At 70.7% G+C, this 26,382-nt stretch carries 25 protein-coding genes, 1 pseudogene and 1 riboswitch; of the genes and pseudogenes, 14 read left to right on the forward strand and 12 right to left on the reverse strand.

The annotated features are described in order from the left end of the window. Positions 1–26 precede the first annotated feature (26 nt). A complete protein-coding gene (locus tag ACFHWY_RS15420) occupies positions 27–1,262 on the forward strand; it encodes a beta-ketoacyl synthase N-terminal-like domain-containing protein (protein WP_416580901.1) in 1,236 nt (411 codons plus the stop codon). Further along, positions 1,262–1,573 (forward strand): antibiotic biosynthesis monooxygenase family protein, encoded by a 312-nt coding sequence (locus tag ACFHWY_RS15425; protein WP_416580875.1) that lies wholly within the window; start codon positions 1,262–1,264, stop codon positions 1,571–1,573. The genes ACFHWY_RS15420 and ACFHWY_RS15425 overlap by 1 nt, the downstream gene beginning before the upstream one ends. Positions 1,574–1,645: 72 nt before the next feature. Here the strand turns inward: ACFHWY_RS15425 and ACFHWY_RS15430 are convergent, their stop codons facing one another. Together ACFHWY_RS15430 and ACFHWY_RS15435 are read right to left on the reverse strand one after the other, a co-directional pair. Then, on the reverse strand, positions 1,646–2,581 hold the full coding sequence (locus tag ACFHWY_RS15430) for a sialidase family protein (RefSeq protein WP_416580876.1): 936 nt from the start codon (positions 2,579–2,581) through the stop codon (positions 1,646–1,648). Positions 2,582–2,655: 74 nt separating this feature from the next. Then, positions 2,656–3,060 carry an MmcQ/YjbR family DNA-binding protein gene (locus ACFHWY_RS15435; protein ID WP_416580877.1) on the reverse strand — a complete coding sequence of 135 codons (405 nt, stop codon included), beginning with the start codon at positions 3,058–3,060 and terminating at the stop codon, positions 2,656–2,658. Positions 3,061–3,152: 92 nt separating this feature from the next. Here ACFHWY_RS15435 and ACFHWY_RS15440 point away from each other — a divergent pair, with 92 nt between their 5' ends. Both ACFHWY_RS15440 and ACFHWY_RS15445 read left to right on the forward strand, forming a co-directional pair. Continuing rightward, positions 3,153–4,250, forward strand: a complete 1,098-nt coding sequence (locus ACFHWY_RS15440; protein ID WP_416580878.1) for an alpha-hydroxy acid oxidase — start codon at positions 3,153–3,155, stop codon at positions 4,248–4,250. Positions 4,251–4,330: 80 nt separating this feature from the next. Continuing rightward, positions 4,331–4,591, forward strand: coding sequence for a hypothetical protein (locus ACFHWY_RS15445; RefSeq protein ID WP_416580879.1), 261 nt, complete (start codon positions 4,331–4,333; stop codon positions 4,589–4,591). 65 nt (positions 4,592–4,656) lie between these two features. Here ACFHWY_RS15445 and ACFHWY_RS15450 read toward each other — a convergent pair whose 3' ends face one another. Then, positions 4,657–6,093 carry a glycine hydroxymethyltransferase gene (locus ACFHWY_RS15450; protein ID WP_416580880.1) on the reverse strand — a complete coding sequence of 479 codons (1,437 nt, stop codon included), beginning with the start codon at positions 6,091–6,093 and terminating at the stop codon, positions 4,657–4,659. Positions 6,094–6,111: 18 nt separating this feature from the next. After that, positions 6,112–6,200, reverse strand: a riboswitch (ZMP/ZTP riboswitch). An 87-nt stretch (positions 6,201–6,287) separates the two neighbouring features. Between ACFHWY_RS15450 and ACFHWY_RS15455 the strand changes: the two genes are divergently transcribed. Continuing rightward, complete coding sequence (locus tag ACFHWY_RS15455; protein WP_416580881.1) at positions 6,288–7,127, forward strand: metallophosphoesterase family protein; 840 nt, start codon at positions 6,288–6,290, stop codon at positions 7,125–7,127. 21 nt (positions 7,128–7,148) lie between these two features. On the opposite strand, the gene ACFHWY_RS15460 is transcribed toward ACFHWY_RS15455, so the two are convergent. Then, positions 7,149–9,206, reverse strand: coding sequence for an acyltransferase family protein (locus tag ACFHWY_RS15460; protein WP_416580882.1), 2,058 nt, complete (start codon positions 9,204–9,206; stop codon positions 7,149–7,151). A gap of 218 nt (positions 9,207–9,424) precedes the next feature. Between ACFHWY_RS15460 and ACFHWY_RS15465 the strand changes: the two genes are divergently transcribed. Then, positions 9,425–10,396, forward strand: a complete 972-nt coding sequence (locus ACFHWY_RS15465; protein WP_416580883.1) for a DNA polymerase domain-containing protein — start codon at positions 9,425–9,427, stop codon at positions 10,394–10,396. On the opposite strand, the gene ACFHWY_RS15470 is transcribed toward ACFHWY_RS15465, so the two are convergent. Continuing rightward, positions 10,379–10,906 carry an Lrp/AsnC family transcriptional regulator gene (locus ACFHWY_RS15470; RefSeq protein WP_416580884.1) on the reverse strand — a complete coding sequence of 176 codons (528 nt, stop codon included), beginning with the start codon at positions 10,904–10,906 and terminating at the stop codon, positions 10,379–10,381. The two genes, ACFHWY_RS15465 and ACFHWY_RS15470, sit on opposite strands and share 18 nt — an antisense overlap. 104 nt (positions 10,907–11,010) lie before the next feature. Here ACFHWY_RS15470 and pdhA point away from each other — a divergent pair, with 104 nt between their 5' ends. From pdhA to ACFHWY_RS15495, 5 genes are all read left to right on the forward strand, one after another. Beyond that, on the forward strand, positions 11,011–12,165 hold the full coding sequence (gene pdhA / locus ACFHWY_RS15475) for a pyruvate dehydrogenase (acetyl-transferring) E1 component subunit alpha (protein WP_416580885.1): 1,155 nt from the start codon (positions 11,011–11,013) through the stop codon (positions 12,163–12,165). Continuing rightward, positions 12,165–13,181, forward strand: a complete 1,017-nt coding sequence (locus ACFHWY_RS15480; protein ID WP_416580886.1) for an alpha-ketoacid dehydrogenase subunit beta — start codon at positions 12,165–12,167, stop codon at positions 13,179–13,181. The genes pdhA and ACFHWY_RS15480 overlap by 1 nt, the downstream gene beginning before the upstream one ends. Next, complete coding sequence (locus ACFHWY_RS15485) at positions 13,178–14,644, forward strand: dihydrolipoamide acetyltransferase family protein (protein WP_416580887.1); 1,467 nt, start codon at positions 13,178–13,180, stop codon at positions 14,642–14,644. The genes ACFHWY_RS15480 and ACFHWY_RS15485 overlap by 4 nt, the downstream gene beginning before the upstream one ends. 290 nt (positions 14,645–14,934) lie before the next feature. Next, positions 14,935–16,194 (forward strand): Ig-like domain-containing protein, encoded by a 1,260-nt coding sequence (locus ACFHWY_RS15490; protein WP_416580888.1) that lies wholly within the window; start codon positions 14,935–14,937, stop codon positions 16,192–16,194. Positions 16,195–16,390: 196 nt separating this feature from the next. After that, positions 16,391–16,741, forward strand: coding sequence for an STAS domain-containing protein (locus ACFHWY_RS15495; protein WP_416580889.1), 351 nt, complete (start codon positions 16,391–16,393; stop codon positions 16,739–16,741). A gap of 57 nt (positions 16,742–16,798) precedes the next feature. Here ACFHWY_RS15495 and ACFHWY_RS15500 read toward each other — a convergent pair whose 3' ends face one another. The 3 genes from ACFHWY_RS15500 to ACFHWY_RS15510 form a co-directional block, all read right to left on the reverse strand. Then, the gene (locus ACFHWY_RS15500) at positions 16,799–17,179 is read right to left on the reverse strand and encodes an FKBP-type peptidyl-prolyl cis-trans isomerase (RefSeq protein ID WP_416580890.1); all 381 of its coding nucleotides are present in this window, start codon (positions 17,177–17,179) and stop codon (positions 16,799–16,801) included. Between the two features lie 170 nt (positions 17,180–17,349). Continuing rightward, complete coding sequence (locus ACFHWY_RS15505; RefSeq protein ID WP_416580891.1) at positions 17,350–17,922, reverse strand: hypothetical protein; 573 nt, start codon at positions 17,920–17,922, stop codon at positions 17,350–17,352. A 178-nt stretch (positions 17,923–18,100) separates the two neighbouring features. Then, entirely contained in the window at positions 18,101–18,826 is a 726-nt protein-coding gene (locus ACFHWY_RS15510) for a helical backbone metal receptor (protein ID WP_416580902.1), read from the reverse strand. A gap of 146 nt (positions 18,827–18,972) precedes the next feature. On the opposite strand from ACFHWY_RS15510, the gene ACFHWY_RS15515 reads away from it, so the two are divergent. Further along, positions 18,973–19,830, forward strand: coding sequence for a hypothetical protein (locus ACFHWY_RS15515; protein WP_416580892.1), 858 nt, complete (start codon positions 18,973–18,975; stop codon positions 19,828–19,830). Between the two features lie 298 nt (positions 19,831–20,128). Further along, the gene (locus ACFHWY_RS15520) at positions 20,129–21,400 is read left to right on the forward strand and encodes a hypothetical protein (protein WP_416580893.1); all 1,272 of its coding nucleotides are present in this window, start codon (positions 20,129–20,131) and stop codon (positions 21,398–21,400) included. A 144-nt stretch (positions 21,401–21,544) separates the two neighbouring features. Here the strand turns inward: ACFHWY_RS15520 and ACFHWY_RS15525 are convergent, their stop codons facing one another. Then, a complete protein-coding gene (locus ACFHWY_RS15525) occupies positions 21,545–21,892 on the reverse strand; it encodes a histone-like nucleoid-structuring protein Lsr2 (RefSeq protein ID WP_416580894.1) in 348 nt (115 codons plus the stop codon). 282 nt (positions 21,893–22,174) lie between these two features. Between ACFHWY_RS15525 and lon the strand changes: the two are divergent. After that, positions 22,175–24,001: pseudogene (gene lon / locus ACFHWY_RS15530) on the forward strand (endopeptidase La); the annotation flags it as partial. An 85-nt stretch (positions 24,002–24,086) separates the two neighbouring features. On the opposite strand, the gene ACFHWY_RS15535 reads toward lon, so the two are convergent. From ACFHWY_RS15535 to ACFHWY_RS15545, 3 genes are all read right to left on the reverse strand, one after another. Continuing rightward, a complete protein-coding gene (locus ACFHWY_RS15535; protein ID WP_416580903.1) occupies positions 24,087–24,413 on the reverse strand; it encodes an isocitrate/isopropylmalate family dehydrogenase in 327 nt (108 codons plus the stop codon). Then, positions 24,403–24,564: an isocitrate/isopropylmalate family dehydrogenase gene (locus ACFHWY_RS15540; RefSeq protein ID WP_416580895.1), complete on the reverse strand. Its 162-nt coding sequence runs from the start codon at positions 24,562–24,564 to the stop codon at positions 24,403–24,405. The genes ACFHWY_RS15535 and ACFHWY_RS15540 overlap by 11 nt, the downstream gene beginning before the upstream one ends. A 390-nt stretch (positions 24,565–24,954) precedes the next feature. Next, positions 24,955–25,344 carry a DUF6188 family protein gene (locus tag ACFHWY_RS15545; protein WP_416580896.1) on the reverse strand — a complete coding sequence of 130 codons (390 nt, stop codon included), beginning with the start codon at positions 25,342–25,344 and terminating at the stop codon, positions 24,955–24,957. Between the last annotated feature and the right edge of the window lie 1,038 nt (positions 25,345–26,382).

A 26,382-nucleotide genomic window follows, 5' to 3' on the forward strand; every position in this document is an offset into this window, starting at 1 on the left:
GCGGGGTGACGGCGGCCGACGGGCGGGTGGCGGTGGTCACCGGCATCGGTGTGGTCGCCCCCAGCGGCGTCGGTGCGCCGGCGCACTGGCGGACGGTGCTGTCCGGTCAGCGCCGCACCGGCCCGATCACCCTGTTCGACGCGACCGGCTACCCCACCGGGCTGGGCGGGGAGGTGGCGGACTTCGATCCGGGGCGGTACGCCGACAGCCGGGCCCTGGTGCAGACCGACCGCTGGACCCATCTCGGATTCGCCGCCACCACGCTGGCGCTGGCCGACGCCGGTCTGCCGCAGCGGTCCCCCGACCCGTACGGCTGGGCGTTGACGCTGGCTAGTTCGTCCGGCGGCAACCTGTTCGGCCAGCGGGAGCTGCAACGACTCTGGTCGTCTCCGACGCGCACCGTCGGCGCGTACCAGTCGATTGCCTGGTTCTACGCGGCCAGCGTCGGACAGTTGTCCATCCGGCACCAGGCCAAGGGCCCCTGCGCAGTGCTGGCGACCGAATCCGCCGGTGGCCTGGACAGCCTCGCCCACGCTGTGCGGACCGTACGGCGGGGGGCGTCGGTGGTGCTGGCCGGCGCGACCGACTGTCCACTGAGTCCGTACGCGCTGGCCTGTCATCTGCGCTCCGGCCTGCTCAGCGAGGCGACCGACCCGGAGCGCGCCTACCGGCCGTTCGACGCCGCCGCCAGCGGCTACCTGCCGGCCGAGGGAGGTGCGGTGTTCGTGGTCGAGGAGTCTGCCCACGCGCGCGCCCGCGGTGCCCGGATCTACGGCGAGGTGACCGGCTGGGGCGCCACCCACGACGCCGTGCACACCTCGGCCGACAGCGCCGGCGACCCCCGCCAGTACGCCCGGGCGATGCGGTTGGCCCTGGGGCGGGCGGGGATCGAACCCGGTGAGGTGGATCTGGTGGTTCCCGACGCCCTCGGCGCACCCCGCTACGACCGGTCCGAGGCCATCGCCCTGCGCGCGGTGTTCGGTGCCGGCATCCCGCCGGTGAGTACCCACAAGGAGCTGACCGGACGGGCGAACCAGGGCGGTTCGGCGTTGGACGTGGCCACCGCCCTGCTCGCCTTCGCCCACGACACGCTGCCCGCTTCGGCCGGCCCGGACACCGTGGCCGACGGCTGCGAGCTGGGTTTCCTGCGAGCGCATCGACGCCCGCGAACCCGGGTGGCGCTGGTCTGCGCGCGGGGTTACGACGGGTTCAACAGTGCCCTGGTGCTGCGCGGAGCGGCACCGGCCGGAGGGGAGCGGTGATGACACGTGGCCGGGTGGTCTTCCTGGTCCGGGTGCCCGAGGACCGCACCCAGGACTTCCTGCGGGCGTACGAGGTGGTTCGGCACCTGGTCGCCGGCGGCGTACCCGGGCACCTGGTAGACCAGGTGTGCCGCTCGTCGACGGACCCGGAGCAGTGGCTGATCACCAGCGAGTGGGCCAGTCTCGCCGACTTCGAGGCGTGGGAACGCAGCCCGGAGCACCGTGATCTGGTCCGGCCGATGCGGGAGTGTTTCACCGACGCCCGCTCGATGCGCTTCCACATCCACGCGCAGACCCCGGTCCCGGCCTGAGCGGGCCAGCGGGTCCCGCCCCGGCGATCGTTGACCCGGCGTCGCCGTTGCGGGTGCCGCGCGCTGCGGCGATCAGAGCGGGCCCGGCCCGAGGTCGACCTCGGCCAGGTAGACGTGGCTGTGGCCCTCGTGCGACGAGTAGTAGCTGACGTGGAGCCGGCCGTCGTGCCAGGCCAGCCCGGGGTAGCCACAGTCGCCGCCCGAGGGAAGTGCCACCAGTTCCCGCAGCCGCCCCCGTGCCACGTCGAGCGCGCAGATCGCGGTCCGTACCCCGCCGTCGTGCAGCCGCACACCCGCGACGAGGCTGCCGTCGGGCAACCGGCGCAGCGCCGGCCCACCTACTCGTACGCTGAGGTCCGTCCAGGTCCACTCCCGGTACGGTGGGCGGGCTCGCCCGAGTTGGGCGGTGGCCGTGCCGCCGTCGCGTCGCAGCAGGCAGGTGGCGGTGCCGTCCGGGTCGAAGTCCAGCCCGGACTCGCTCGGATACCCGCCTGAGAACAGCGTCCGCACCACCGGGCGCAGGTCCAGCCCGTCCTCGCTGCGATAGAGCCGGACGAACCGTGGCTCCCGGGTCGCGTAGCCGACGCCGTACATCACGTCGCCCTGCCAGGCGGCCTGCCAGACCCAGATGTCCGCTTCACCGACCGGCCGGGGTTCGTCCCAGCGGTGGCCGTCGTCGCTGAGCGCGGCGACCGTGCGGAATCGTTTCGGCGTGCCGGTCGCGGCGGCGGCCAGCACCTGCAACCGCCCGTCGGGGCGCACCACGAAGCGCGGGTCGCGGAGGTCGGCACCAGGCTGGGCGAGGACGGCCGCGGTCCGCCACGAACGGCCGTCGGAGGAGGTCAACACCCGCAGGGCACCGTCGTCGGAGAGGTGTGACCGGCCCTGCCGGAACGCGCAGAACCAGGCTCCCGCATACCGGACCAGGTCGGTGAAGGCGCTGTGTGGGGCGGTGTCACCGATGCGGCGCAGGGAGCGCAGCTCGGTGGTCGCCGGACGGCTGGTCACGGGCGACGACGCTACGCGGGGTGGGAGAAGCCGGCGTGGCGGATGAACGAACAGGGCGCGAACGGGCGTGCCGGTCAGCCTTCCGGCCGGCTCGTCTCGGCACCGAATGCCGCCGCGAGTCGCTTCGGGGCGCGGGCGTACCAGGCCTCCACGATCAGTTCGGTCAGCTCGGTGACGTCGATGCGGTCCAGCCGCAGCAGCACCGCCGGGTAGCCGTCGAAGTGTGGCGTGGTGAAGAAGAGACCGGGGTCGTCGGCGAGCAGCGCCTCCTTGACGCCGAGGTCCGCCACCCGGACGCCGAGGATCGGGCCCTCGGGCGCGGCCGGGCCGAATGCCTCAAGCTCCTTGCCGCGCAGCGGGCGCTCCCAGACGAAGGGCTTGTCCTTCACCCGCCAGGCGGCCACTGCGTCGTAGGAGGGCCGCTCGCTGGTCTCCGGCAGACCCAGCGCGATCCGGCGTACGTCGTCCCAACTGGCCACCTCCCGACGGTACGCCAGCAGACACCTCCGCTGGTGACCGGTGTCGCCTGTGACGCTGGCGCGTCGCGGCCCGGTCAGCGATCGTGGACGCCATGGAGATCTGCTCAAGTCCGCCGTCGGTCTGTCTGGCCGATTTCGCCGCGCTGGCCCGGACGGCGCTGCCGCCGCAGGTGTGGGACTACGTCAACGGCGGTAGCGGCACCGAGGTCACCCTCGGTCACAACCGCGCCGCGCTCGACCGGGTCGGTGTGCTGCCGAGGATGCTGACCGGGGTGGCCACCCCCAGCCTGCGCAGTCGCCTTCTCGGGCACGAGTACGCGATGCCGGTGGGTGTGGCGCCGATGGCGTACCAGCGGTTGGTGCACCCCGACGGAGAATCGGCGCTGGCCGCCGCGGCCCGCGCGGCCGGGGTACCGTACCTGGCCAGCATCCTCGGCAGCACACCGATCGAGCAGGTCACCGCGACCGGTGCCGAGGTCTGGTTCCAGCTGTACTGGCTGCGTGAGCGGGCGCTCGTGGTTGAGCTGCTGGCGCGGGTCCGCGACGCCGGTTGCCGGGCGCTTGTGGTCACGGTGGACGTGCCGGTGCTCGGCCGGCGGCGGCGGGACCTGCGCAACGCCTTCCGGCTGCCGCCGGACCTGGTGGCGGCGAACCTGCCCGGGGGCCGCGACGACCTCGCCCACGGCGGTACGCCGGGCGTCACGCCGGTGACCGTGCACAGCGGCGCGGCCTTCGCTCCGGCGCTGAGCTGGGCGGACCTGCGGTGGCTGCGCGAGCACTGCGACCTGCCGCTGATCGTCAAGGGCCTGCTCGATCCGGTCGACGCCGTCCGGGCCGTCGAGGCGGGCGCGCAGGCCGTGGTGGTGTCCAACCACGGTGGACGGCAGTTCGACGGGGCGCCGGCCAGCGTCACCATGCTGCCCGAGGTGGTCGCGGCGGTGGGCGATCGCTGTGAGGTGCTGCTGGACAGCGGGATCCGGGGCGGTGTCGACGTGCTGCGCGCGTTGGCCCTGGGTGCCGTGGGGGTGCTTGTCGGTCGGCCGATGCTCTGGGCGCTGGCCAGCGGCGGGCAGGCGGGCGCGGGCAGGGCGCTGGCGCTGCTGGCCGACGAGTTGCGGGACGCGTTGGCGCTGGCCGGCTGCGCCGACCTGGCCGCCGCCCGGCAGCTGCGCACGGTGCAGACGGGATGAGCCGACGAGACGACTCACCGCGTTCACCGTTTAGCAACCTGTGACCGCTGCCCTGCCGCGGTCCTCGATGGACGGTCATAATGGGCGGCATGGTTGCCTGGGAGTACGCCCTGCTGGTCCGCCGCTATCAGGGGCAGGGACGGAATTTTCATGTGTCGTTCGTCTGGTACGGGCCGGACGGGTCCCGGAAGGACATCACGGCGTACGGCGACACCGCCGTCGCGCATCTCAACCTGGCCGGTCGCGAGGGTTGGGAACTCGTCTCGGCGGCCGAGGACGTGAACAACGTGCAGGGCAGCACCGAGGTCCACCGCTATCACCTCAAGCGTCCGCTGAGCTGAGAGCCACGGTGCCGCGACCGAGGCGCGGGCCCGGCCGTGGGGCCGGACCCGTGCCCGACTGCACCTCAGCCGAGGTCGACGTTCGGGTAGAGCGGGAAGGTGGCGAGTAGTTCGCCGGCCTGGTGACTGACCTTGTCGGCGAGGGCCGGGTCGAGCACGTACTTGGCCTTGGAGACGGTGCCGTCGGGGTTCGCGCCGGCGCTGGTCTGGCTGAGCACGGTGTGGATCAGCTCGGCGGTGCCGTCCATCTCGGCGGTGCCGAGCCCGCGGGTGGTCAGCGCGGGAGTGCCGATCCGGATGCCGGAGGTGTACCAGGCGCCGTTGGGGTCCTGCGGCACCGCGTTGCGGTTGGTGACGATGCCCGAGTCCAGCAGCGCCTGCTCGGCCTGGCGGCCGGTCAGCCCGTAGCTGGTCACGTCGATGAGCACGAGATGATTGTCGGTGCCGCCGGTGACCAGCGTGGCACCCCGGCGCAGTAGGCCCTCGGCGAGCGCCTGGGCGTTGTCGACGATGCGCCGGGCGTAGTCGGCGAAGTCGGGGCGGCGGGCCTCGGCCAGGGCGACGGCCTTGGCGGCCATCACGTGCGGCAACGGGCCACCGAGCACCATCGGGCAGCCCCGGTCCACCTGGTCGGCCAGCTCCGGGCCGCAGAGCACCAGGCCGCCGCGCGGGCCGCGCAGCGACTTGTGGGTGGTGGTGGTGACGATGTGGGCGTGCGGCACCGGGTCGAAGTCACCGGTGAACAGTTTGCCCGCGACCAGACCCGCGAAGTGGGCCATGTCCACCATGAAGGTGGCGCCGACGGAGTCCGCGATCTCCCGCATGATCCGGAAGTTCACCTTGCGGGGGTACGCCGAATAGCCGGCGACCAGTACCAGCGGCCGGAACTCGCGGGCCGCCTCGGCGACCTTGTCGTAGTCGACCAGCCCGGTGGCCGGGTCGGTGCCGTAGCTGCGCTGGTCGAACATCTTCCCGGAGATGTTGGGCCGGAAGCCGTGGGTGAGGTGACCGCCGGCGTCCAGCGACATGCCGAGCATCCGCTGGTCGCCCAGCTCCCGGCGGAGCGCGAACCAGTCCTGCTCGGTGAGGTCGTTGACGTGCCGGGCCCGCGCCCGCTTGAGCGCCGGAGCCTCCACCCGGTCGGCCAGGATGGCCCAGAACGCCACCAGGTTGGCGTCGATGCCCGAGTGCGGCTGCGCGTACGCGTGTGCCGCGCCGAACAGCTCCCGGGCGTGCTCGGCGGCGAGGGCCTCGACGGTGTCCACGTTCTGGCAGCCGGCGTAGAAGCGGCGACCGACGGTTCCCTCGGCGTACTTGTCGCTGAGCCAGTTGCCCATGGTAAGCAGGGTGGCCGGGGAGGCGTAGTTCTCGCTGGCGATCAGTTTCAGTGACTCGCGCTGGTCGGTGAGTTCCGCCCCGATCGCGTCGGCGATGCGTGGCTCGACGCCGCGGATGACCTCCAGGGCGCTGCGGAATGCGGTGGACTCGGCGTTCGGCGACATGCGACCTCCAGGTGATGTGTGGAAGGCCCAGGCGCTCGGCATGCGTCATCATGACGGGACCGCTTCCCGATGGTGCTCCATCCCACGCGCCAGTCACGGCCCCCGCCGATCCTACCGGGTCCGCCGTCCGGCACCCCGCGTACCGCCCCGGGGCATCCCTCGCCACCGACTGCCGGTCCGCATACGATCGGCGCATGACGGCCGAGGGCGGGGGAGCGCTGCTCGCGATCAGCGACCTGCACGTGGGGCACCCGGCCAACCGGACGGTCGTGGAGGGCCTGCGCCCCCACTCGTCGGCGGACTGGCTGCTGGTCGCCGGCGACGTCGGTGACACCGTGGCCGACATCGAATGGGCGCTGGGCACGCTCACGCGGCGCTTCGGCACCGTTGTCTGGGCGCCCGGCAACCACGAGTTGTGGACGCCGCCGTCGGATCCGGTGCGGCTGCGCGGGGTGGACCGCTATCACCACCTTGTCGAGCTGTGCCGGCGACTGGGTGTCCACACGCCCGAGGACCCGTACCCCGTCTGGCGTGGGCCGGGCGGGCCGGTGCTGGTGGCACCGCTGTTCCTGCTCTACGACTACAGCTGGCGGCCGGACGGGCTGGACACCCCAGAGGCGGCGCTGGCCGAGGCGTACCGCAGCGGCATCGTCTGCACCGACGAGTTCCTGCTGCACCCCGACCCCTTTCCGAGTCGGGAGCAGTGGTGCGCGCAACGGGTCGCGGAGACCGGACGACGCCTGGCCGAGCGGGACGACGGCCTGCCGACCGTCCTGGTCAACCACTGGCCGCTGGTGCGGGACCCGACCCGGGTCCTGCGATACCCGATCTTCGCGCAGTGGTGCGGCACGCAGGCCACGGCCGACTGGCACCGACGCTTCGACGCCGCCGCGGTGGTCTACGGTCATCTGCACATTCCCCGCACCACCTGGTACGACGGGGTGCGGTTCGAGGAGGTGTCGGTCGGCTACCCGCGAGAATGGCGGCCCCGGGGGACATCACCGGCCTGGCGCCGGATCCTGCCGGCCGGCTGAGACCGCCGCCGGCGGCTCGACTCAGAGCAGCCGGTCCAGCGCGGTGCTCAACCGTGGCGCCAGTGTTCGTACGTAGGTGGCGGTGAGATGGTTGTTGTCCCGGTAGACGAGCACGCCACCGATGACCGGGGCGCAGCGATCCTGCGGGCAGATCGCCTCGTTGAGGTCAACGAGGTGAACGTTGTCGTTCCGCGTCGCGGCGGCCTCGTGCGCCGGTCCGCCGCCGGCCGCGAGCACCTCCGAACGAGGCGAGGCGCACCGGGTGAGCCTGCCCGGGTTGGCAGAGACGCATTCGGCGATGTCGGTGCTGTGGTACGGCGTGTCCCGCAACACGATCACCGGCACCTGGGCGGACGCGATTTCCGCCCAGGTGCTTCGTAGCGCGTCCGCGAACACGGTTCGGGTGTCCTGTGTGACTGGCCGACCGTCGCGGATCATGAGATAGAACGAGGTGCTGACCACCAGCACGTCCGGCCGTTCGGCTCCGGTCAGGGCGGCACGCAGTTTGTCGTTCCACTCGACGCAACTGTCGTACCGCCGGCTGTCGAGAGCCACCGCGCCCTTGATGTAGGGGCAGGAGGACTTCGTGTAGGTCCGCAGGCGCCACTTGCGGTCGGTGGCCACCTGCTGCAGAGCGGGCAGCCACTGCGCGGCGTGTGAGTCTCCGGCGAGCGCGACGGTGAATCCCGAGTCCGGGTCACCGTAGCCGCACGACTTGACCTCGCTGCCGCGCATGTCCTGGTGGCACCCGTCACGCTGGGTGTCCGGGCCGTCCTGGGCGGCTACCAGCGGATCCGGTATGAACGTGGCGACCTGGTTGACCGGCTGACCGGCTTCGCTCTGGGCCGGGTTGTCACCCAGCGCTGCGGCGCCGAGCGCTCGGGATTCCGCCGTACCGCCGCTCGGGGAGCCGGACGGTGCGGGCGCGCCGAGCGCCGGCGGCGCCGGTGCCGACGGTGGTGGCCAGACCGTGAACTGAAAGGCCAGGCCGGCCAGCACCGCCACGCCGGTGCAGGCCGCGCCGAGTTGTAGGGCCCGAGCCGGTCTCCAGGACAGGGCGGGTGAGCGCCGGATCGGATTCTCGATGAGGCGGTAGGTGAGTATCGCCGGTACGACGGACAGCGCGATCACGACGGCGCCGCTGAGCGCGGTCAGCTCCCCCAGACGGGCCTCGGCGACCACGAGCAGCGGCCAGTGCCACAGGTAGAGCGAGTAGGACAGCGCACCGACCGCACGGACCGGCCGGACGTCGAGCAGGGCCGCCGGTCCGAGTCGGCCGGCGGCGAGGCCACCCGCGATGACGGCGGCGGTGCCCAGTGTCGGTCCGAGTGCGGCGTAACCGGGAAAGGCGGTCTCGGGCCGCAGCATGACTGCGGCCGTGATGATCGCGGCGAGGCCGAGCCAGGCGAGCCCGGCCGCCGCCAGATGGTGCAGCCGGTCGAACTGGTGGGCGAAGAGCGCGATGAAGCCGCCTACCGCCAGTTCCCACATGCGGGTGGTGGTGACGAAATAGGCGCGGGCCGACTCATCCGCGGTCATCCACACCGACCAGGCGAACGACGGCACGGCGACGAGCGTGAGCGCGACGGCGAGGTGACCGGTACGGAGCCGGTGCCGTACCAGCCAGGCCACGGCGACCAGCAACAGCGGCCACACGAGGTAGAACTGCTCTTCGACCGCCAGTGACCAGAAGTGCTGGAGGGCGCTGGGCGCCCGGTTGACGGCGAGGTAGTCGACCGACTGCTCGGCCAGGCGCCAGTTCATCGCGTAGAGCCCGCTGTACACGACGTCCCATCCGGTGGTCGACCAGCGGGTGCGGGGCAGGAAGGCAAAGGTCAACAGGAGGGTCGCGGTGAGCACCACCAGGGCCGCCGGCAGCAGGCGTTTGGCTCGGCGTGCGTAGAACGCGACCAGGGAGATACGTCCGGTGCGTTCCAGTTCCGTGACCAGAAGCCCGGTGATCAGGAATCCGGAGATGACGAAGAAGACGTCGACGCCGACGAAACCACCCGGGAGCAGGTTCTGGCTGGCGTGTCCGATCAGTACCAGGACGACGGCGAGGGCGCGCAAGCCTTCCACGTCGCCGCGGAACCTGACGCGGGGGCTTGCCGGACGACAATCCGTGTTGGTCACTCTGGGGCCCAGCTTTCGTGCGGAATGGTGACAACCCGTTGGCACGATAGTCGACGTTGTGCATGCTTTGGAGTGATATGCACGTTATGGGTGTTCGGTGCCGCCACGGCCCACTGTCAGGCGGTGGCCCACCCGTCCCGGTGGTTCGCCGTACCCTCGCAGGTGTGGCGACGGCGGCGGAGGAGATCCAGGTGGGGCGGCGGACGGTCCGCGTCTCCAGCCCGGACAAGCCGTACTTCCCCAAACTGGGCCTGACCAAGCTCGACGTGGTGCGCTACTTCCTCGCCGTCGGCGACGGCATCCTGCGTGCGCTGCGCGACCGGCCGACCATGCTGGAACGGTGGCCTCGCGGCGTCTTCGAGGGTGCGACCGTCGCCACCCGGCAGGGCAACCGGGGTGACGCGTTCTACCAGAAACGGGTGCCGGCCGGCGCACCCGACTGGGTGGACACCGCCCACATCACCTTCCCCAGCGGTCGTAGCGCCGACGAGGTCGCCCCGGGCGAGTTGGCGGTGGTGATCTGGGCGGTCAACCTCGGCACGCTGCGCTTTCACCCGTGGCCGGTCACCCGGGCCGACGTCGAACGCCCGGATCAGCTGCGCGTCGACCTGGACCCGTTGCCCGGGGTGGGATTCGACCAGGTGGTGCCGGTGGCGCACGAGGTGCGGGGCTTCCTCGACGAGCTTGGCCTGGTCGGCTTCCCGAAGACCACCGGCGGGCGCGGCCTGCACGTCTACGTGCCCATCGAGGCGCGGTGGAGCTTCGGCGAGTGCCGGCGCGCGGTGCTGGCCCTCGGGCGCGAGATGCAGCGACGCCGACCGGACCTGGTGACGACCACCTGGTGGCGGGAGCAGCGGGACCGGCCGGTCTTCGTCGACTACAACCAGATGGCCCGGGACCACACAATGACTTCCGCCTACTCGATCCGACCGACGCCTGCCGCGCTGGTCTCCGCGCCGCTGGGCTGGGCGGAACTGGACGAAGCCCGGCCGGAGGACTTCGACGTGACCAACATGCCGGGCCGCTTCGCCGCCCGGGGCGACCCGCACGCGGGGCTGGACGGGCGACGCTTCTCGCTGGAATCCCTGCTCGATATGGCCGACCGCGAGGGTCTGGAGTCACCGCCCGAGCGCTGAGCGGTCACCCCACGGGCTGCGTTCCCCGTCGTACTCCTCGAAGACCAGCCAGCTACGGGTGGACAGCACCCCGGCGATGCGCTGCACCCGGTCCAGCACCACGTCCCGCAGGGTGGCGTTGTCCGGCGCCCGGACCAGCGCGAGCACGTCGTGCTCGCCGCTGAGCAGCGCCACGTGTTCCACGTAGCGAACCTGCGCCAGCTCCGCGGACACCTCTCGCCAGGTGTCCTGCCTGATCGTCAACGCGATGTACGCCGAGGTGCCCAGGCCGGCGGCCTCCGGGGCGACCCGCGCGGCGAACCCGGTGACGACCCCGTCGCGCAGCAACCGCTCCACCCGGGCGTACGCGTTGGTGCGCGAGACGTGCACCCGTTCGGCGAGCGTACGGATGGACATCCGGCCGTCCTGGGTCAGCTCGTCGAGGATGCGTCGGTCCACCTCGTCGAGGGCGACAGCCGAACGTCCCGTTTCAGTGGGTCGGCCCGGTCCGTCGGCGGCCTCCTGGCTCATCAGAACCTCCATCTGGTGCCATTGGTCCCGCGTTTGCCGGCCATCTTGAGTCAATCATCCGACACCAGGAGCATAGGTCCACCACACGTCCAGGAGGTTCCGCCGTGACGACCACCCCCCAGGCGGCCCGCAGGGCATCCCCGCGCAGGCGCCGACCGAGCGCGCCAGACCCCTCCGCCGGCCTGCTGCCCCAGGCCGAGCCGGTGCGGCTGCTGAACCCCGACGGCACCCTGCTGCCGGCCCGCGCCGACTATCCCGAGCCGCCCTTGGAGGCGCTGCGGGAGATGTACCGGCGGATGGTCGTCGGCCGGCGCTTCGACACGCAGGCCACCGCGTTGACCAAGCAGGGCCGGCTCGCCGTGTACCCGTCCTCCCGGGGCCAGGAGGCATGCCAGGTCGGCGGTGTCCTCGCGCTGCGCGACGACGACTGGGTGTTCCCCACCTACCGCGAGTCGATGGCGCTGACCGCCCGCGGCATCGACCCGGTCGAGGTACTCACGCTGTTGCGTGGCGACTGGCACTGCGGGTACGACCCCGCCCGGCGGTGCACCGCACCGCAGTGCACCCCGCTGGCCACCCAGTGCGTGCACGCCGCCGGTCTGGCCTACGGCGAGTCGTACCAGGGCCGCGACACCGTGGCCCTGGTCTACATCGGCGACGGCGCCACCAGCGAGGGCGACTTCCACGAAGGGGTCAACTTCGCCGCCGTGTTCAAGGCGCCGGTGGTCTACTTCGTGCAGAACAACCGGTACGCCATCAGCGTCCCGCTGTCCCGGCAGACCGCCGCACCGTCGCTGGCCCACAAGGGTGTCGGCTACGGCGTGCCCAGCGAGCAGGTCGACGGCAACGACCCGGTCGCCGTGCTCGCCGTGCTCAACCGAGCGGTCGCGCACGCCCGCGCCGGTAAGGGACCGTTCCTGGTCGAGGCGCACACCTACCGGATGGAGCCGCACACCAACGCTGACGACGCCTCGCGATACCGCGACGCGGAGGAGGTCGAGGCGTGGCGTGACCGTGACCCGCTGACCCGGCTGGAGATCTACCTGCGCGGCCGGAACATTCTCGACGACGCGGCCGTGGCCGAGATCGCCGAGCAGGCCGAGACGTCCGCCGCGCAGCTGCGCGAACGGATGAACACCGAGCCCACGGTCGACCCGCTCAGCCTCTTCGACCACGTCTACGCCCAGCCCACCCCGCAACTGGTGGAGCAGCGCGAGCAGGTCCGCGCCGAACTCGCCGCCTCGGAGGAGGACGCCTGATGGCCACCATGACCATGGCGAAGGCGCTCAACGGCGCGCTCGCCGACGCGATGCTCGACGACGAGCGGGTGGTCGTCTTCGGTGAGGACGTCGGCCAGCTCGGTGGCGTCTTCCGGATCACCGACGGGTTGCAGGCGCGGTTCGGCGACAAGCGGTGCTTCGACACGCCACTGGCCGAGGCGGGCATCGTCGGCTTCGCCGTCGGGCTGGCCATGTCCGGGCTGCGCCCGGTGGTCGAGATGCAGTTCGACGCCTTCGCGTACCCGGCCTTCGAGCAGATCGTCTCCCACGTGGCGAAGCTGCGTAACCGCACCCGGGGCGCGCTGAGCGTACCCATGGTGATCCGGGTTCCCTACGCCGGCGGCATCGGTGGCGTGGAGCACCACTGCGACTCCTCGGAGGCGTACTACGCGCACACCCCGGGCCTGAAGGTGGTCACCCCGGCGACTGTCGACGACGCGTACTCGCTGCTGCGGGAGGCGATCGACGACCCCGACCCGGTGGTGTTCATGGAGCCGAAGAAGCTCTACTTCACCAGCGCCGAGACGCCGCTGCCGGCGCGCACCGAGCCGTTCGGCCGGGCGGTCGTACGCCGGTCCGGCCGCGACGCCACCCTGGTCGCGTACGGGCCGGCGGTGCCGGTCGCGCTGGCGACCGCCGAGGCCGCCCGCGAGGAGGGCTGGGACCTCGAGGTGGTCGACGTGCGCACCATCGTGCCGTTCGACGACGCCACGATCGCCGCCTCGGTCCGGCGCACCGGCCGGTGCGTGGTGGTGCAGGAGGCGCAGGGCTTCGCCGGGGTCGGCGCCGAGATCGCCGCCCGGGTGCAGGAGCGTTGCTTCCACGCCCTGCACGCCCCGGTGCTGCGGGTCTCCGGGCTGGACATCCCGTACCCGGCGCCGATGCTGGAGCACACCCACCTGCCCTCGGTCGACCGGGTGCTGGACGCGGTGGCCCGGTTGCAGTGGGCGGACCAGCCGGATCCGCGCTGGCTGGCCGAGGGCAGCGCGGCATGACCGAGCGTGAGTTTCTGCTACCCGACCTCGGCGAAGGACTCAGCGAGGCGGAAATCGTGCGGTGGCGGGTCGCGGTAGGCGACATCGTGACCGTCGACCAGAGCGTGGTCGAGGTCGAGACCGCGAAGGCCGTCGTCGACGTGCCCTGCCCGTACGCCGGCCGGGTCGTCGCCCTGCACGGCGCGGAGGGCGAGGTGCGTCCGGTCGGCCAACCACTGATCACCGTCGCCGAACCGGCCGACGTCGACGCCCCGCCCGCCGGCCACGCCGTCTACCGCGAGGAGGAGCGGGCCGGCTCCGGCAACGTCCTGATCGGGTACGGCACCGGCCACGGCGGTTCCGGCTGCCGCCGGCGGTCCCGGCTCGCGGCGGTCACGCACGCTCCGGGCTCCAGCCGCACCCCCGTCCCGCACGTCCCTACGGCGGCCTCGCCCGGCCGGGCGGTGCCCCCACCCAATTCCGGCCTGCCGACTCCGGCGGTAGCCGGGCAGGATCCCGGAGCGCCTGCGGCGGCGCCGTCCCTGGTGATCTCGCCGATCGTGCGGCGGTTGGCCCGTGAGCGTGGGGTCGACCTGGCGACGCTTCGCGGCAGCGGTCCCGGCGGTGTGGTCCGGCGCGCCGACGTGGAGGCGGCCGGCACCGCCACCGGGGCGGTCGGCGTGCCTAACCCGGTCGGCGCGACCGGCTCGGCCCGGCTCAGCGCGGTGCCTGACCTGCCGGCCGCGTCGGCGCACCATCCGGCGCGGCTCGACGCGGCGACGGCCGGTACCGAGGACCTGGTCATCCCGTTGACCGGCGTCCGCCGGGTGATCGCGGACAAGCTGTCGCGCAGCCGGCGGGAGATCCCGGAGGTGACCATCTGGGTGGACGCGGACGCGACCGGTCTGCTGGCGACCAGGGCCGCGATAAATGTCGCCCGTCCGGATCAGCCGGTGAGCATCCTGGCCCTGCTCGCGCGGATCTGCCTGTCGGGGTTGCGCCGCTACCCGCGGCTCAATGCCCGGGTCGACACCGAGGCGCAGCGGATCGTCCAGGCAGCCGGGGTGCACCTGGGCATCGCCGCACAGACCGACCGCGGTCTGGTCGTCCCGGTGCTGCGTGACGCCCACCGGCTCACCACCGCGGAGTTGGCGGCCGAACTGGCGGCCACCACGGCGGCGGCCCGGTCCGGTGACCTGCCACCGGCCCGGCTCACCGGCGGGACCTTCACGCTGAACAACTACGGGGTGTTCGGGGTCGATGGTTCGACCCCGATCATCAACCACCCCGAGGCGGCACTGCTCGGTGTGGGCCGGATCGTGGACAAGCCGTGGGTCGTCGACGGCCGGCTGGCGGTGCGGAAGGTGACGCAGCTGAGCCTCACCTTCGACCACCGGGTCTGCGACGGCGGGGTCGCCGGTGGTTTTCTGCGGCATGTCGCGGACTGCGTCGAGCAGCCGGCGCTGCTGATCGCCGCCGCCTGACCGCCGCCCGCCGACCCGTGACGACCGGGGGTCACGTCCAGTTCCGGTTGGGTCTGGACGTTGACCTCCCTGGGCGGCAAACAGACCATTGGCCACAGCCCGCCGGCTATCGCCCGTAACGTCGTCTGACGGTATTCCACCGGCATTCTGGTGTGCTTATAGGAAAAATGTTCGCCGGGAAATGTCTCCGCTCTCGCCGGAATCGAGGATCTTGCCGGAAATTGCGGAAACGGCCACGCCGAGCCGCCAGAATATGGCGGAGGACGCGGCGATAAACGGGGGGACGCATCATGAGGTTGAGGCGGCGACTGACGCTGTTGGCGGTGGGTGTGGCGGCGGCACCGCTGGCGCTGGGCGCGTGCACCAGTGACCGCAGGCCCGGACAGTCGGCCGAGGCGCGGACCAGCCCGGAGCTGGCCGTCACACCGGCCGAGGGCTCCCGGGACGTACCGGTCAGCGGCGAGATCGGCACCGTCGTCAAGCATGGGCGGGTCACCGCCGTGCGGATCACCGACGACAAGGGTGCGGCGGTGGCGGTCGAGCCCCGCGAGGACGGCACCGGATGGGTGCCGAGCAAGGTCCTGGAGCCGAAGCGGACCTACACCGCGGAGGTGACCGCGACCGGAGACTCGGGAACCACCGTCACCCGGAGGACCACGTTCACGACCCGGCCGAAATCGTCGAAACCGGCGATCACCAGCGTTCTCTATTTCGCCGGAGATCGGACGTACGGCACGGCTATGCCGGTAACGGTCGCCTTCGACCCGCCAATTCCGAAAGAGGCCAGGACGGATGTTCAGCGCCGTCTGTTCGTGAAGACGGATCCGCCGCAACCGGGCACCTGGTCCTGGGTGTCCGACGGTAGCCAGGTGTACTACCGGGCGCCTGACTTCTGGCGACCCGGCACGAGGATCAGCGTCCGCTCGGCCTTGGAGGGCCTGCCGATCGGCAAGGAGAACGTCGGTGACGCCGATCGACGGGCGACCTCGAAAATTGGCCGGCAGGTCGAGTTGGAGATCGACAACGCGACCAAGCAGATGTCGGTGATGCGCGACGGCAAGCTGCTCCGCAAGTTGCCGGTCAGCCTCGGCAAGCCGAGCACCCCGACCTCCAGCGGCAAGATGGTGATCATGGACAAGCACGACTTCACCACATTCGACACGCGCGGCTCCGCCGACCCCTACGTGGTGGACGTCGAAGATGCGCAGCGGCTCACCTGGGGCGGCGAGTTCATCCACGGTGCGCCCTGGTCGGAGGGGGACCAGGGGTACACCAACGTGTCGCACGGTTGCACCAACCTCTCCGCGGCCAATGCGGACTGGCTGATGGGCATCACCCAGGTCGGCGACCTGGTGACCGTCACGGGGACCGAGGTCGAACTCAACGAGGGCAACGGCTGGACGGCCTGGAACGTGAGTTGGGACCAGTTCGCCAAGGGCAGCGCGCTGCCCGTGCCCGCCGGGCTGCGGCCCGCGCCCACCCAGGCGCCGGATCCGGGTGCGGTGGCCGGCGGCTCACCCGAGCCACAGCCGTCAGCCAGCGGCGGCTGACCGGGACCGGACGTGCCGGGCAGGGTCGTCGCGGGCCGGGCCGGCCTCCCCGGCATGGTGCCCGGACGCGGGTCGCGTCCCGACGGGGGATCGTCCCTAGGGTGGACGCGCGGCGGCTGAGGGTCGTGCCCTGGGCTTACCCGGAACCACCTCTGCGCAGGGTGGAAGTGTCGGCGGTGGGGGATAGGTTCAACTCATGCGAGAGCCCGAGGAGCGGTTCCACGTCGAGACCGACGTCTCCGACGACGCGGTGTGCGTTCGGGTGATCGGTGTGATCGACATTGCCACCGTCGCCGTGTTCCGCGCCGCCCTGTGGGCGGCTCCCAGCCGCCCGGAGCTGCGGGTAGATCTCTCCGGTGTCCGGTTGCTCTCCGCAACCGGGGTGCGCACGCTGGTCGCGGCCCGACTCTGGGTGCGGGCCCAGGGTGGCGAGCTGGTGCTGGTCGATCCGCCGCCCGTGGTGCAGCGCGTGCTGCGCGCCACCGGCCTGCGACGGATCATCCCGGTCGTCGGCGCGGCACCCGAGCGGACGCTCGCGGCGGCCTGACCCGTGCCGGCCGCAGGGTCCGGCGCCGGGCATGGGGGCCGGCGCCGGACACGCGGGTCAGCGGACGCCGAGCAGGTCGACCACGAAGACCAGGGTCTCGTTGGGCTTGATCACGCCACCCGCGCCCCGGCTGCCGTACCCGAGGTGCGGCGGGATGGTCAGCTTGCGCCGGCCACCGACCCGCATCCCCGCCACACCCTGGTCCCAACCGTCGATGACCCGCCCGCCACCGAGCGGGAACTCGAACGCCTCGCCCCGGTTCCAGGACGCGTCGAACTCGGCCCCGGTGGAGTGCGAAACTCCGACATAGTGCACGCGGACCACCTGGCCGGGCTGGGCCTCAGGACCCCCGCCCACGCTGATGTCCTCAACCACGAGGTCGGCCGGCGGGGCACCCTCGATCGGACCGATCTCGGGCTTGCTCGCTGCCTGGTTCATGCGGATTCTCCTGGGACGTCGGTTTCGGTCACCATGATTGTGCCGGATGCTACGACCGGCCGGGCCACCGGATGGTCCTGACCTCGGTGGCGGCCGTCGCGCCCGGCGACCGGCGCACATTTCGGCGGGCGTCACCCGGAGGTGACGCCCGCCCGCGCGGGGAGGCGTTGTCAGCGGAGCCAGCCGAAGCGCTGGACGACCGGAAGCCGCGCCCAGGTGCGGCCCAGGCCCCAGGTGCCACCGGCGTTGGTCACCGCGAGTAGTGCCAGCAGGCCGGCGTAGACCAGGTGGTCGTCCATGAAGGGATTGTTTTCGGGAGGCAGGACGGCCGTCCACATCAGCACCAGCATCAGGCCACCGGCTGCGGCGGCGACGCGTACCCCGATGCCGAGCATCAGGGCCGTGCCGATGGCCGCGAGGCCGATCATGAACAGCCAGTCGGCCCAGGCGGCGCCGGCGAAGCTGTTGTAAAAGCCCTGGAACGGGCCGGCGGCGCCGAAGCCGAGGAAGCCTTCGGTCGGGCTGCCCCCGTCGATCCAGGCGTTCTTTGCCTCGGTGGCGAACCCAAGGCCGAACATCTTGTCCAGGAAGGCCCAGAGGAAGACCCAGCCCAGCGCCAGGCGGAGCCCGCCGAGCAGGTGATGGGTGGCCCGGTTCCGGGCGGTGGGCTCCCGGACGGTCCCGGTCGCCGGGCTGTTGACGGCGGCGGTGTTCCGCTCGGTCATCGCGGTCATCGTGTCCACGTCCCTTCGCTGCTTCGCACCGCTGTCCCGGTGGCACTTCTATTGGACGCCCGGAGGGTGAGCCGCGGTCAGGGCCGACCGGGCCCCGACCGGGCGGGACCTTCGACCCCTCTCCATCGGGACCACTCGGCCACCGCCGGTTCCGCGAAGGGCGGCGCCCGTCGGTTCCGACGAGCGGTCAGCCAGCGACGACCGGGTGGGCGAGTTGTGCGGCCAGCACCCCGCGGGCCTCGGCCAGCGACGGGCCGTACCAGGTCAGGTGCCGACCGGATACCAGCACGCAGGGGATACCGGCGAACGCCTCCGGTCCGTCGTCCACCGTGAACCGGTACGGCTCGTCCGGCAGCACCGCCAGATCCGGCCGCGCCACCAGCATCTGCTCCAGGGCCGGCCGGGGATAGCGTTCCGGCTGCTCGGCGTACAGGTTGCAGACGCCGAGCCGGCGCAGCACGTCGCCGGCGAAGGTGTCGGCGCCGAGCACCACCCAGGGTCGCCGCCATACCGGCACCACCGCCCGTCGCGCGAGCGCCGTCGGCGCGGGCGCGGCCCAGGCCCGCCGGGCCGTGGCCAGCCAGCCGGGCTCGGCCGGGGTACCCAGATCGCGGAGCAGGTCGGTCACCTCGGCCAGCGCCCCGTCGACGCTGCGCGGGGAGTTCACCCGGGTCGGCACTCCGGCGGCGGCCAGGGCAGCGGCATCCTCGCGACGGTTCTCCTCGTTGTTGAGCAGGACCAGGTCGGGGCGGAGCGCCCGCACCCGGTCCAGGTCGGGATACTTGCTGCCGCCCACCCGCGGCACGTCCAGGTCGGCCGGGTGGACGCACCAGTCGGTCGCTCCCACCAGCAGCCCGGGGCGGGTCACCGCCACCGCCTCGGTCAGCGACGGCACCAGGGACACGACCCGCACCTCGTCCACCTCCTCGGCGCCCGCGACCGCACCGACCGGGTCCGGTTCGCCCGCCACCGGCGGGTCGAGGGACCCGCCGGAGGGGCCGGCCACAACAATCGTCATCCTAGACTCGGCGATCGGCAGCAGGATTGGTGGTTACGACGATGACCGGTGACGATTGCTGGCTGTCGACGGTGCCTGTCGGCGCCGGTCGCGGCCCCGCGTTGCTCCTGGCCCAGCGGCGGATTCACGTCGGCCTGCGGCTGGGTGAGCTGCTCCGGCGCCGGCCGCCGGGACTCACCGGAAACCAGTGGAGCACGGCCAGCCGCACGCTGCTCGACCAGGTGGTCTGCGCGGCGGACACCGGACGACCGGAGTTCGCGGTCGAACTTCGGGAACCATCGTCCGACCCGGCTGGCCGCCGCGTCGAGCGGACCACGGAGGCGGTGGTGGCGGCGGTCGGCCTGCCGCTGGTGCGGATCGTCTCCGCCACCCTGCGCGCCGCCGGGCACGGGCCGCGGATCGCCGGGTATGTCATCGATGCCCGCCGGTACGCCCAGGGCGCCGACGCGTCGGCGGAGTCGTATGTCGAGTTCCGTGACATCGTCGGCCGGCTGCCCGACGGGCGGGACGGCGCGGTCAACGACATCGGCGTGCTCGCCCGGGTCGAGGCGGTCGAGGCGTACGTGGCGCGGCGGCTGGCGGATCCGATACTGCGCGGGCTGCACGTGCGGTGGGCTTCGGGACCGGCCGAGGGATGGGGCTGGGCCGAGGTGCGGTCCGGTGGCTTCATCGTGGAGCGGGTGACGCTGGGCGCGAACGGGCTGCACTGCGGGATCGATGCGGCCCGCTTCGCCGAAGACCTGGCAGTCCTGGCCGTCGGCGAACGGTTGAGGAAAACGGAGACGGAAACGCCGACGCTGGTTTCGCGCGGGGATCTGCTCAGCGGCATCCGGCGGTTGCGGGCCCGCCAGGACGAACTCGTGGACCCGTTCGCCTACGAACACCTCTGCCAGGACTGACTGGACCGTAGCGGCAGTCGTCCCGGGCGGACGGTAGTGACTCCGACGCGGAAAGAGAAGCTCGAAAAAAGGTCACCACCCTTTGAACCGCCGTCGTGGCGGGGCCGTACCTCACCGGGAATGGACAGGATCTCCCCAACCCGCACCGGCAGGTGCGGGAGACGGTGCGGAAAGGGCATCGTCGCTCGTCGACGTGCCATCGGCGTGTTCGGACGGCCACCGTCGAGCAGGCCACCAGGATTCCGTTCGGTCCGTCGAGTCACGAATCAGGAACCGGATCGAGAAGGAGAGCAATTCGATGCGCAGGTCAACCCGGTCGCGCCGACCATCCGGTAACGCGCGGACCAAGCGACTTCTGGCCGTTGGCGCCACGCTCGCTGTCTTCGGTGGCGTGGTCGCCGTGACCCAGATCTCGTCGGCCGGTGACCGACGGCAGAACAAAAATCAGCAGCGCCCGGTGTCGGCCGACTGCGTGGAACCGAGCCCCGGTGCCACCGCGCCGGCCGGTCGCGGCGTCACCACCACCCGCACCTGGCAGAACGGCCGCTGGGTGACCAACCACTGGGGTGACGGTCAGCAGACCGTCGAGGAGTGTCAGGACACCCGCGCGGGGACCGGCGGCGCGACCGTCGGTGCCGTCGCCGTCGCCTGTCCGGATGTGGTCAGTCGGCTGCCGCAGGTGCCCGACCGGGCCCGCGCCGAGGTGGACCGCAACCTGAACGCCCTGCAGACCCAGATCACCGAGGCCGACCAGCGGCTCGCCGCCGATGGGAACAAGGGCCAGGCGTTCATCAACAACGCGGTCCTCGGCCCGCTGGCCAGCAAGCGTCGGGCGACCCTCGACCGGATCACCACCGCCATCGACCGCTTCGGCCCTCGGCCACGCAGCCTGGCCGGTCTCGCCGCCTGCCAGGTCCAGCCGGTCAACAACAACAACGGTGGTAACAACGGCGGTGGCGGCAACGACAACGATGACGGCAACGACAACGATGGCGGCAACGACAACGGCGGGGACAACGACAACGGCCTCGACGTGCTCGCCAGCAACTGCGACGACAGCCGGCTACAGCCGCACGACGGTTTCCAGAACGGCAACCGGTGCATCAGCACCGCCTTCGGTGAGGTTGGCGCCGCGGCCAACAACCCGTCGCTGCTGATCACGGACTCGCCGCAGGAGATCAACCGCAACGAGGGCTTCGCGCTGCGGGTCAGCACCCGCAACCTGATCCGGGACCGGTTCCTGCCGGCCGGTCAAGGCGGCTACTACCTGGAGAGCTCGCTGCTCAACGAGCAGGGCCTGACCCGCGGCCACTTCCACACCGCGTGCCGGATGCTGCCCAACGTCGACGAGGCTCCGGCGCCGGAGCCGGTGCCGGCCTTCTTCGTCGCCACCGAGGACGGTGGCGGCGGTGCCCAGCCGGACGAGGTGACCATCCAGGTTCCGGGTCTGCCGGATTCCGGTACCGCTCAGTGCGCGGTCTGGGCCGGTGACGGTTCGCACCGAATTCCGATGTCGGAGCGGGCGAACCAGACCCCCGCCTTCGACGCGGTGCGGATCCAGGTCAACTGACGCACACCGACCGGCGCCATGCGCGTGGGCCGTCCGGAGCATCCTTCCGGGCGGCCCCACGCGTGTCCGGGCCGAGCGACCCGTTTCGAACGTCGGCGACCTGGGCCACTGGGCCTTACTGCGGCAGAACGGGTGTACTCCTCCTCAGCGGCCCTTGTATGCCTCGACCACCTCAACGGGGATGCGACCACGTTCGGAAATTTTGTAACCGTTCTTGACCGCCCATTCCCGGATGGCGCGGTTCTGCTCACGGTTCATTCCGGGCGCCGGTGAACCGCTGGCGCGGCGCGGGGTGCGGCTGGTGTCGGGCCCCCCACGGCCGAGTCGACGGCCGGCATCGATAAAAGGATCCAGCGCCTTGCGCAGGACACCGGCGTTCTCGTCGGAGACATCGATGGTGTACGCCACGCCATCCAAGCTGAACTCGACCGTCCGGTCGGCCTTTCCACCGTCGAGGTCGTCGGTCAGGACCGTGATTACTTTTCTAGCCATCGTCAATTACTCCCTGTGTCTGGCGGGGTGTGGTCAAAGTTTGACTCATCGCCCCGCAATTGCGCAACAAAGCGCGCCTTGCGACGGTCCGCGTTTTGCGTGGCATCGGAATCCTCGATTCTGGTTCTCGCACGGTAGGCGAGGCGAAACGGCCGTCCGCTCGCCGTGGCCCGCGGTGATCGGTCCGACGTGTTCCAGGCCACACCACGGAACAACAGCGGCTTGCCCGAGCTTGAGTCATACACGCTCAACTCGACGCGATAGCAGGTGTTCGATGGCAACGTCGGCTGGGTGAAGGACCACCTGGCAGAGCAGGAGGTCACCGAGCAGATCAACTCCGATGTGCGCGACGGACTGGAGAAGTCGCAGCGGGAGTTCCTGCTGCGCCAGCAGCTCGCCGCGATCCGCAAGGAACTCGGCGAGGACGCACCGGACGGCTCCGCCGACTACCGGGCCCGCGTCGAGTGCGCCGACCTGCCGGCGAAGGTACGCGAGGCGGCGCTGCGCGAGGTCGGCAAGTTGGAGCGGGCCAGCGACACGTCGCCCGAGGCAGGCTGGATCCGCACCTGGCTGGACACGGTGCTAGAGATGCCGTGGAGCACCCGTACCGAGGACAACACCGACCTGGCGGCGGCGCGGGCCGTGCTCGACGCCGACCACGCCGGCCTGGCGACGTGAAAGACCGCATCCTGGAGTATCTGGCGGTGCGTAACCGGCGGGCCGAGCGTGGCCTCGACGTGGTCGGCGGTCGCGGCTCCGGTGCTGTCCTTGCCCTGACCGGTCCGCCCGGCGTCGGCAAGACCAGCCTCGGCGAGTCGGTCGCCCGGGCGCTCGGCCGCAAGTTCGTCCGGGTCTTCCTCGGCGGCATCCGAGACGAGGCGGAAATCCGGGGCCACCGGCGCACCTACGTCGGCGCGTTGCCCGGTCGCATCGTCCGGGCGCTGCGCGAGGCGGGTTCGATGAGCCCGGTGGTGCTCCTCGACGAGGTCGACAAGCTCTCCGTCGGGTACGCGGGAGATCCGGCCGCCGCGTTGCTGGAGGTGCTCGACCCGGCGCAGAACCGCACCTTCCGGGACCACTACCTGGAGGTTGACCTCGACCTGTCCGACGTGCTGTTCCTGTCCACCGCCAACGTGGTGGACAGTATCCCTGCTCGTGGTGGACAGTATCCCTGCTCCATTGCTGGACCGGATGGAACTGGTCAGCCTGGACGGGTACACCGAGGACGAGAAGGTCGCCATCGCCCGCGACCACCTGCTGCCGCGTCAGCGGGAGCGCGCCGGATTGACCGCCGACGAGGTTGACGTGGAGGCTTCCGCGTTGGCCCGGATCGCAGGCAAGTACACCCGCGAGGCCGGCGTCCGGCAGTTGGAGCGGGCGTTGGCGAAGATCATGCGGAAGGTCGCCGTGGCCCAGGCCGACGATCAGACGCCGGCCCGCGTCGACGCCGACGATCTGGTCCGCTATCTCGGCCGGCCGAGGCACACTCCCGAGTCGGCGGAGCGTACGGCGACCCCGGGCGTGGCCACCGGGCTGGCGGTCACCGGTGCCGCGGCAGATGTGCTCTTCATCGAGGCGACCAGCATGGAGGGTGATCCGGGACTGACCCTGACCGGCCAGCTCGGCGACGTGATGAAGGAGTCGGCGCACATCGCCCTGTCCTACCTGCGCGCCAACGGCCGGCGGCTCGGTCTGGACCCCAACGCCCTCGCCGGGCGGCGGATCCACCTGCACGTACCCGCCGGTGCGGTACCGAAGGACGGCCCCAGTGCCAGCATCACCATGGTCACCGCGCTGGCATCGCTGGCCAGCGGCCGTCCGGTCCGCCCAGAGTTCGGGATGACCGGGGAGGTGACTCTGTCCGGGCGGGTGCTGCCCATCGGTGGCGTGAAGCAGAAGCTCCTCGCCGCTCACCGGGCCGGCCTGACCGAGGTGGTCGTACCGGCCCGTAACGAGCCTGACCTGGACGACCTGCCGGCCGAGGTTCGCGAGGCACTGACGGTGCACATCTTGGCCGACGTCGCCGACGTCCTCGCCCTGACGTTGCGGCCGGCGGACATCGACGCGGCGTCGTTGGGCGGCGAGGGTCAACGCCTCGCCACCGCCTGAGGTGCAACGGCCGGTCGGGCTCGGGCCGCGCGTTGCCCGAGCCCGACCGGGCTGGCCGGTCGTGGCGCACCCGGGTGCGCGGCGATCAATCCGAAAGGTTCTTGATGACGGCCTCGGTTACCGTCTTCGTGTTGGCGTTGCCGCCGATATCACGTGTCAAGAGACCTTGGGCGGTGGTCGCCTCAATGGCGACGTTAATCTTCCTGGCCTCGTCGGGTAGGCCGAGGTGGGCCAGCATCATTGCGACACTACCGATAGCGCCGATCGGATTGCAGATCCCCATTCCGGCGATGTCGGGCGCGGATCCGTGGACCGGCTCGAACATGCTCGGGTATCGGCGTTCCGTATTCAGATCGACGCTCGGGGCGAGACTGAGACTGCCCGCGAGGGCGCTGCCGAGGTCAGAAAGGATATCCGCATTTCAGATTGGATGCGACGACAACCGAGAGGTCTTCGGGGTGGAGGACGAACTTGGCCGCCATCGTGTCCACCAGGACACTTTCCGTCTCGACGTCCGGATAGTCGGCGGCGACCCGCCGGAACGTGTCGTCCCAGAGGACCATGCCGTACTGCTAGGTGTTGCTCTTGGTGACACTGGCCACCTTCTTGCGGGTTCTGGTCCGTGCGAGGTCGAAGGCGAACCGCATGATCCGTTCGCAGCCGACCTCGGTGAACAGGTCAGACTGGACGCAACCTCTCCGCCCGTACCGCGGGCGGAGAGGTTGCGTCCACCGAGGCCGGCGCACTCGCCCTCGGTGTTCTCACGTACGACGACCCAGTCGAGTTCGACGGTGTCGGCTTTCCGTAGTGGGCTGGTGATGCCCGGCAGAAAGCTCACCGGCCGGACATTCGCCCACTGGTCGAAACCCTGACAGATGCGCCCTTTGAGCCGATGCCCCCGTCGAGGCACGACAGCGTCCATTCGCAATAGCAAGCGCACAGGAGAGATTTCTTTACGAGGAGTCCCGTTCGCCCCAGAACGCAATCTCACCACCAGGCAAGCACATCACTCGCCTTCCGTTCGGCCCGACAAGACCCCAAGCCTCATACTCGGCATGCGGAGCAACGATCAGTTGGGCTCCACTCTCAAATGTCACTTCTAGATTGCCACCGTTTCCTACGTCAGCCAAGGCAACGCTATCGCGCACTAACTGCGCGAGGTGGATGGCGGCAGCGGCTGGAGACTCCGGGTCGAACCGTACCAGGTCACCAGCAGGCGTTTTGATGATCGAATCGGTCTCCACGCGCAGTTCACAGTCCCCACTAGTAAGGATCGTGAGAGCAGCATCGAAGCAAACACGAGTTACCAGTTGGCCTTCAACGTTCAAGTCCACGTCTACCATCCAACCGGGGTCGGAAATGTGCCGTCGGGATTCATTGGGATGTGGGTTTCGGCCTTTGAGCCTGGCTTCCCGTTGAGCCCGATCGGCTGACCGTGACTGTTATGAAAGCGTACGTACCCATTCGGATACTGAGCGGTCGGGTTCATAGTGCGGACCATGTTCGCGTTCCCGGTCGTTCCAGGAGCTTGCCAGACAGTTCCCTTACCATTATCGGCCGTCCTCGCTGTCCAATCATCTCCGACTCCAGCAGGACGATGAGGACCGAGCGCCGGAACGTCACATGGCCCCGTATTGTGGACCAAGACCGGCATGTTGCCGGCGAGCACATAGTACGTGTGGGATTTTCAGCCCGTCACGCAGTGTGACTTACGTGTTTATGGCGTTTCACCTGGCCTTTCGCGTGTGACATCAACTCGCCGCATCGAAATCTATCGGTGTTGGCGGCGACGGTGACGGCAACCCGGGGAGACGGCCGCGCTTCTGAACGACCAAGGCATCGATGGGTGGCGCAAGCCGAGGTAGGAGGTGTCGCGACCTTCGGCGTGGCGGTGGGGGCGGAGGCGGACAGTGTCGTGGATGGGAGCGCTGCACGCGCGGTTCCTCGCCTGGCCACGCTCAAGCCACGCTCAGCAGCACTGCGCAACGAGTAGCAGCGCCCCGGCCAGGATCATTGGTCCCAGATGCGCAGGCGAAGCCCCCAGAGGCTGATGTGGTCGGCCACGGTGGGCCATCCCGACGGCACCGAAATAGATCGCATCGGAGTCGCGCAGCGTTTCCAGACCGTCGTCGGGCATCATGAACCGTGCTCGGCATAGTAGTCCGAGCCCCACGGGAACTCCTCCCAGTGGAATCCGAAACGTCCACCGGAGCGCGCTTCCAGCGCGTCAAGTGAGGTGATCTCAGCAAGGATTCGGTAGGTATCGGTATTCGAAGTGGGTGAGGTGGAGAGCGGCGCGGACGATGTCGCCGATTTGGCCTGGGCTGGCGGTGGTGTGGCGGAGTGTGCGCCAGCGGCCGGTGAGGATCGCGAAGCCGCGT

The organism is Micromonospora sp. LOL_024, from assembly GCF_048060415.1.
Classification (GTDB): domain Bacteria; phylum Actinomycetota; class Actinomycetes; order Mycobacteriales; family Micromonosporaceae; genus Micromonospora.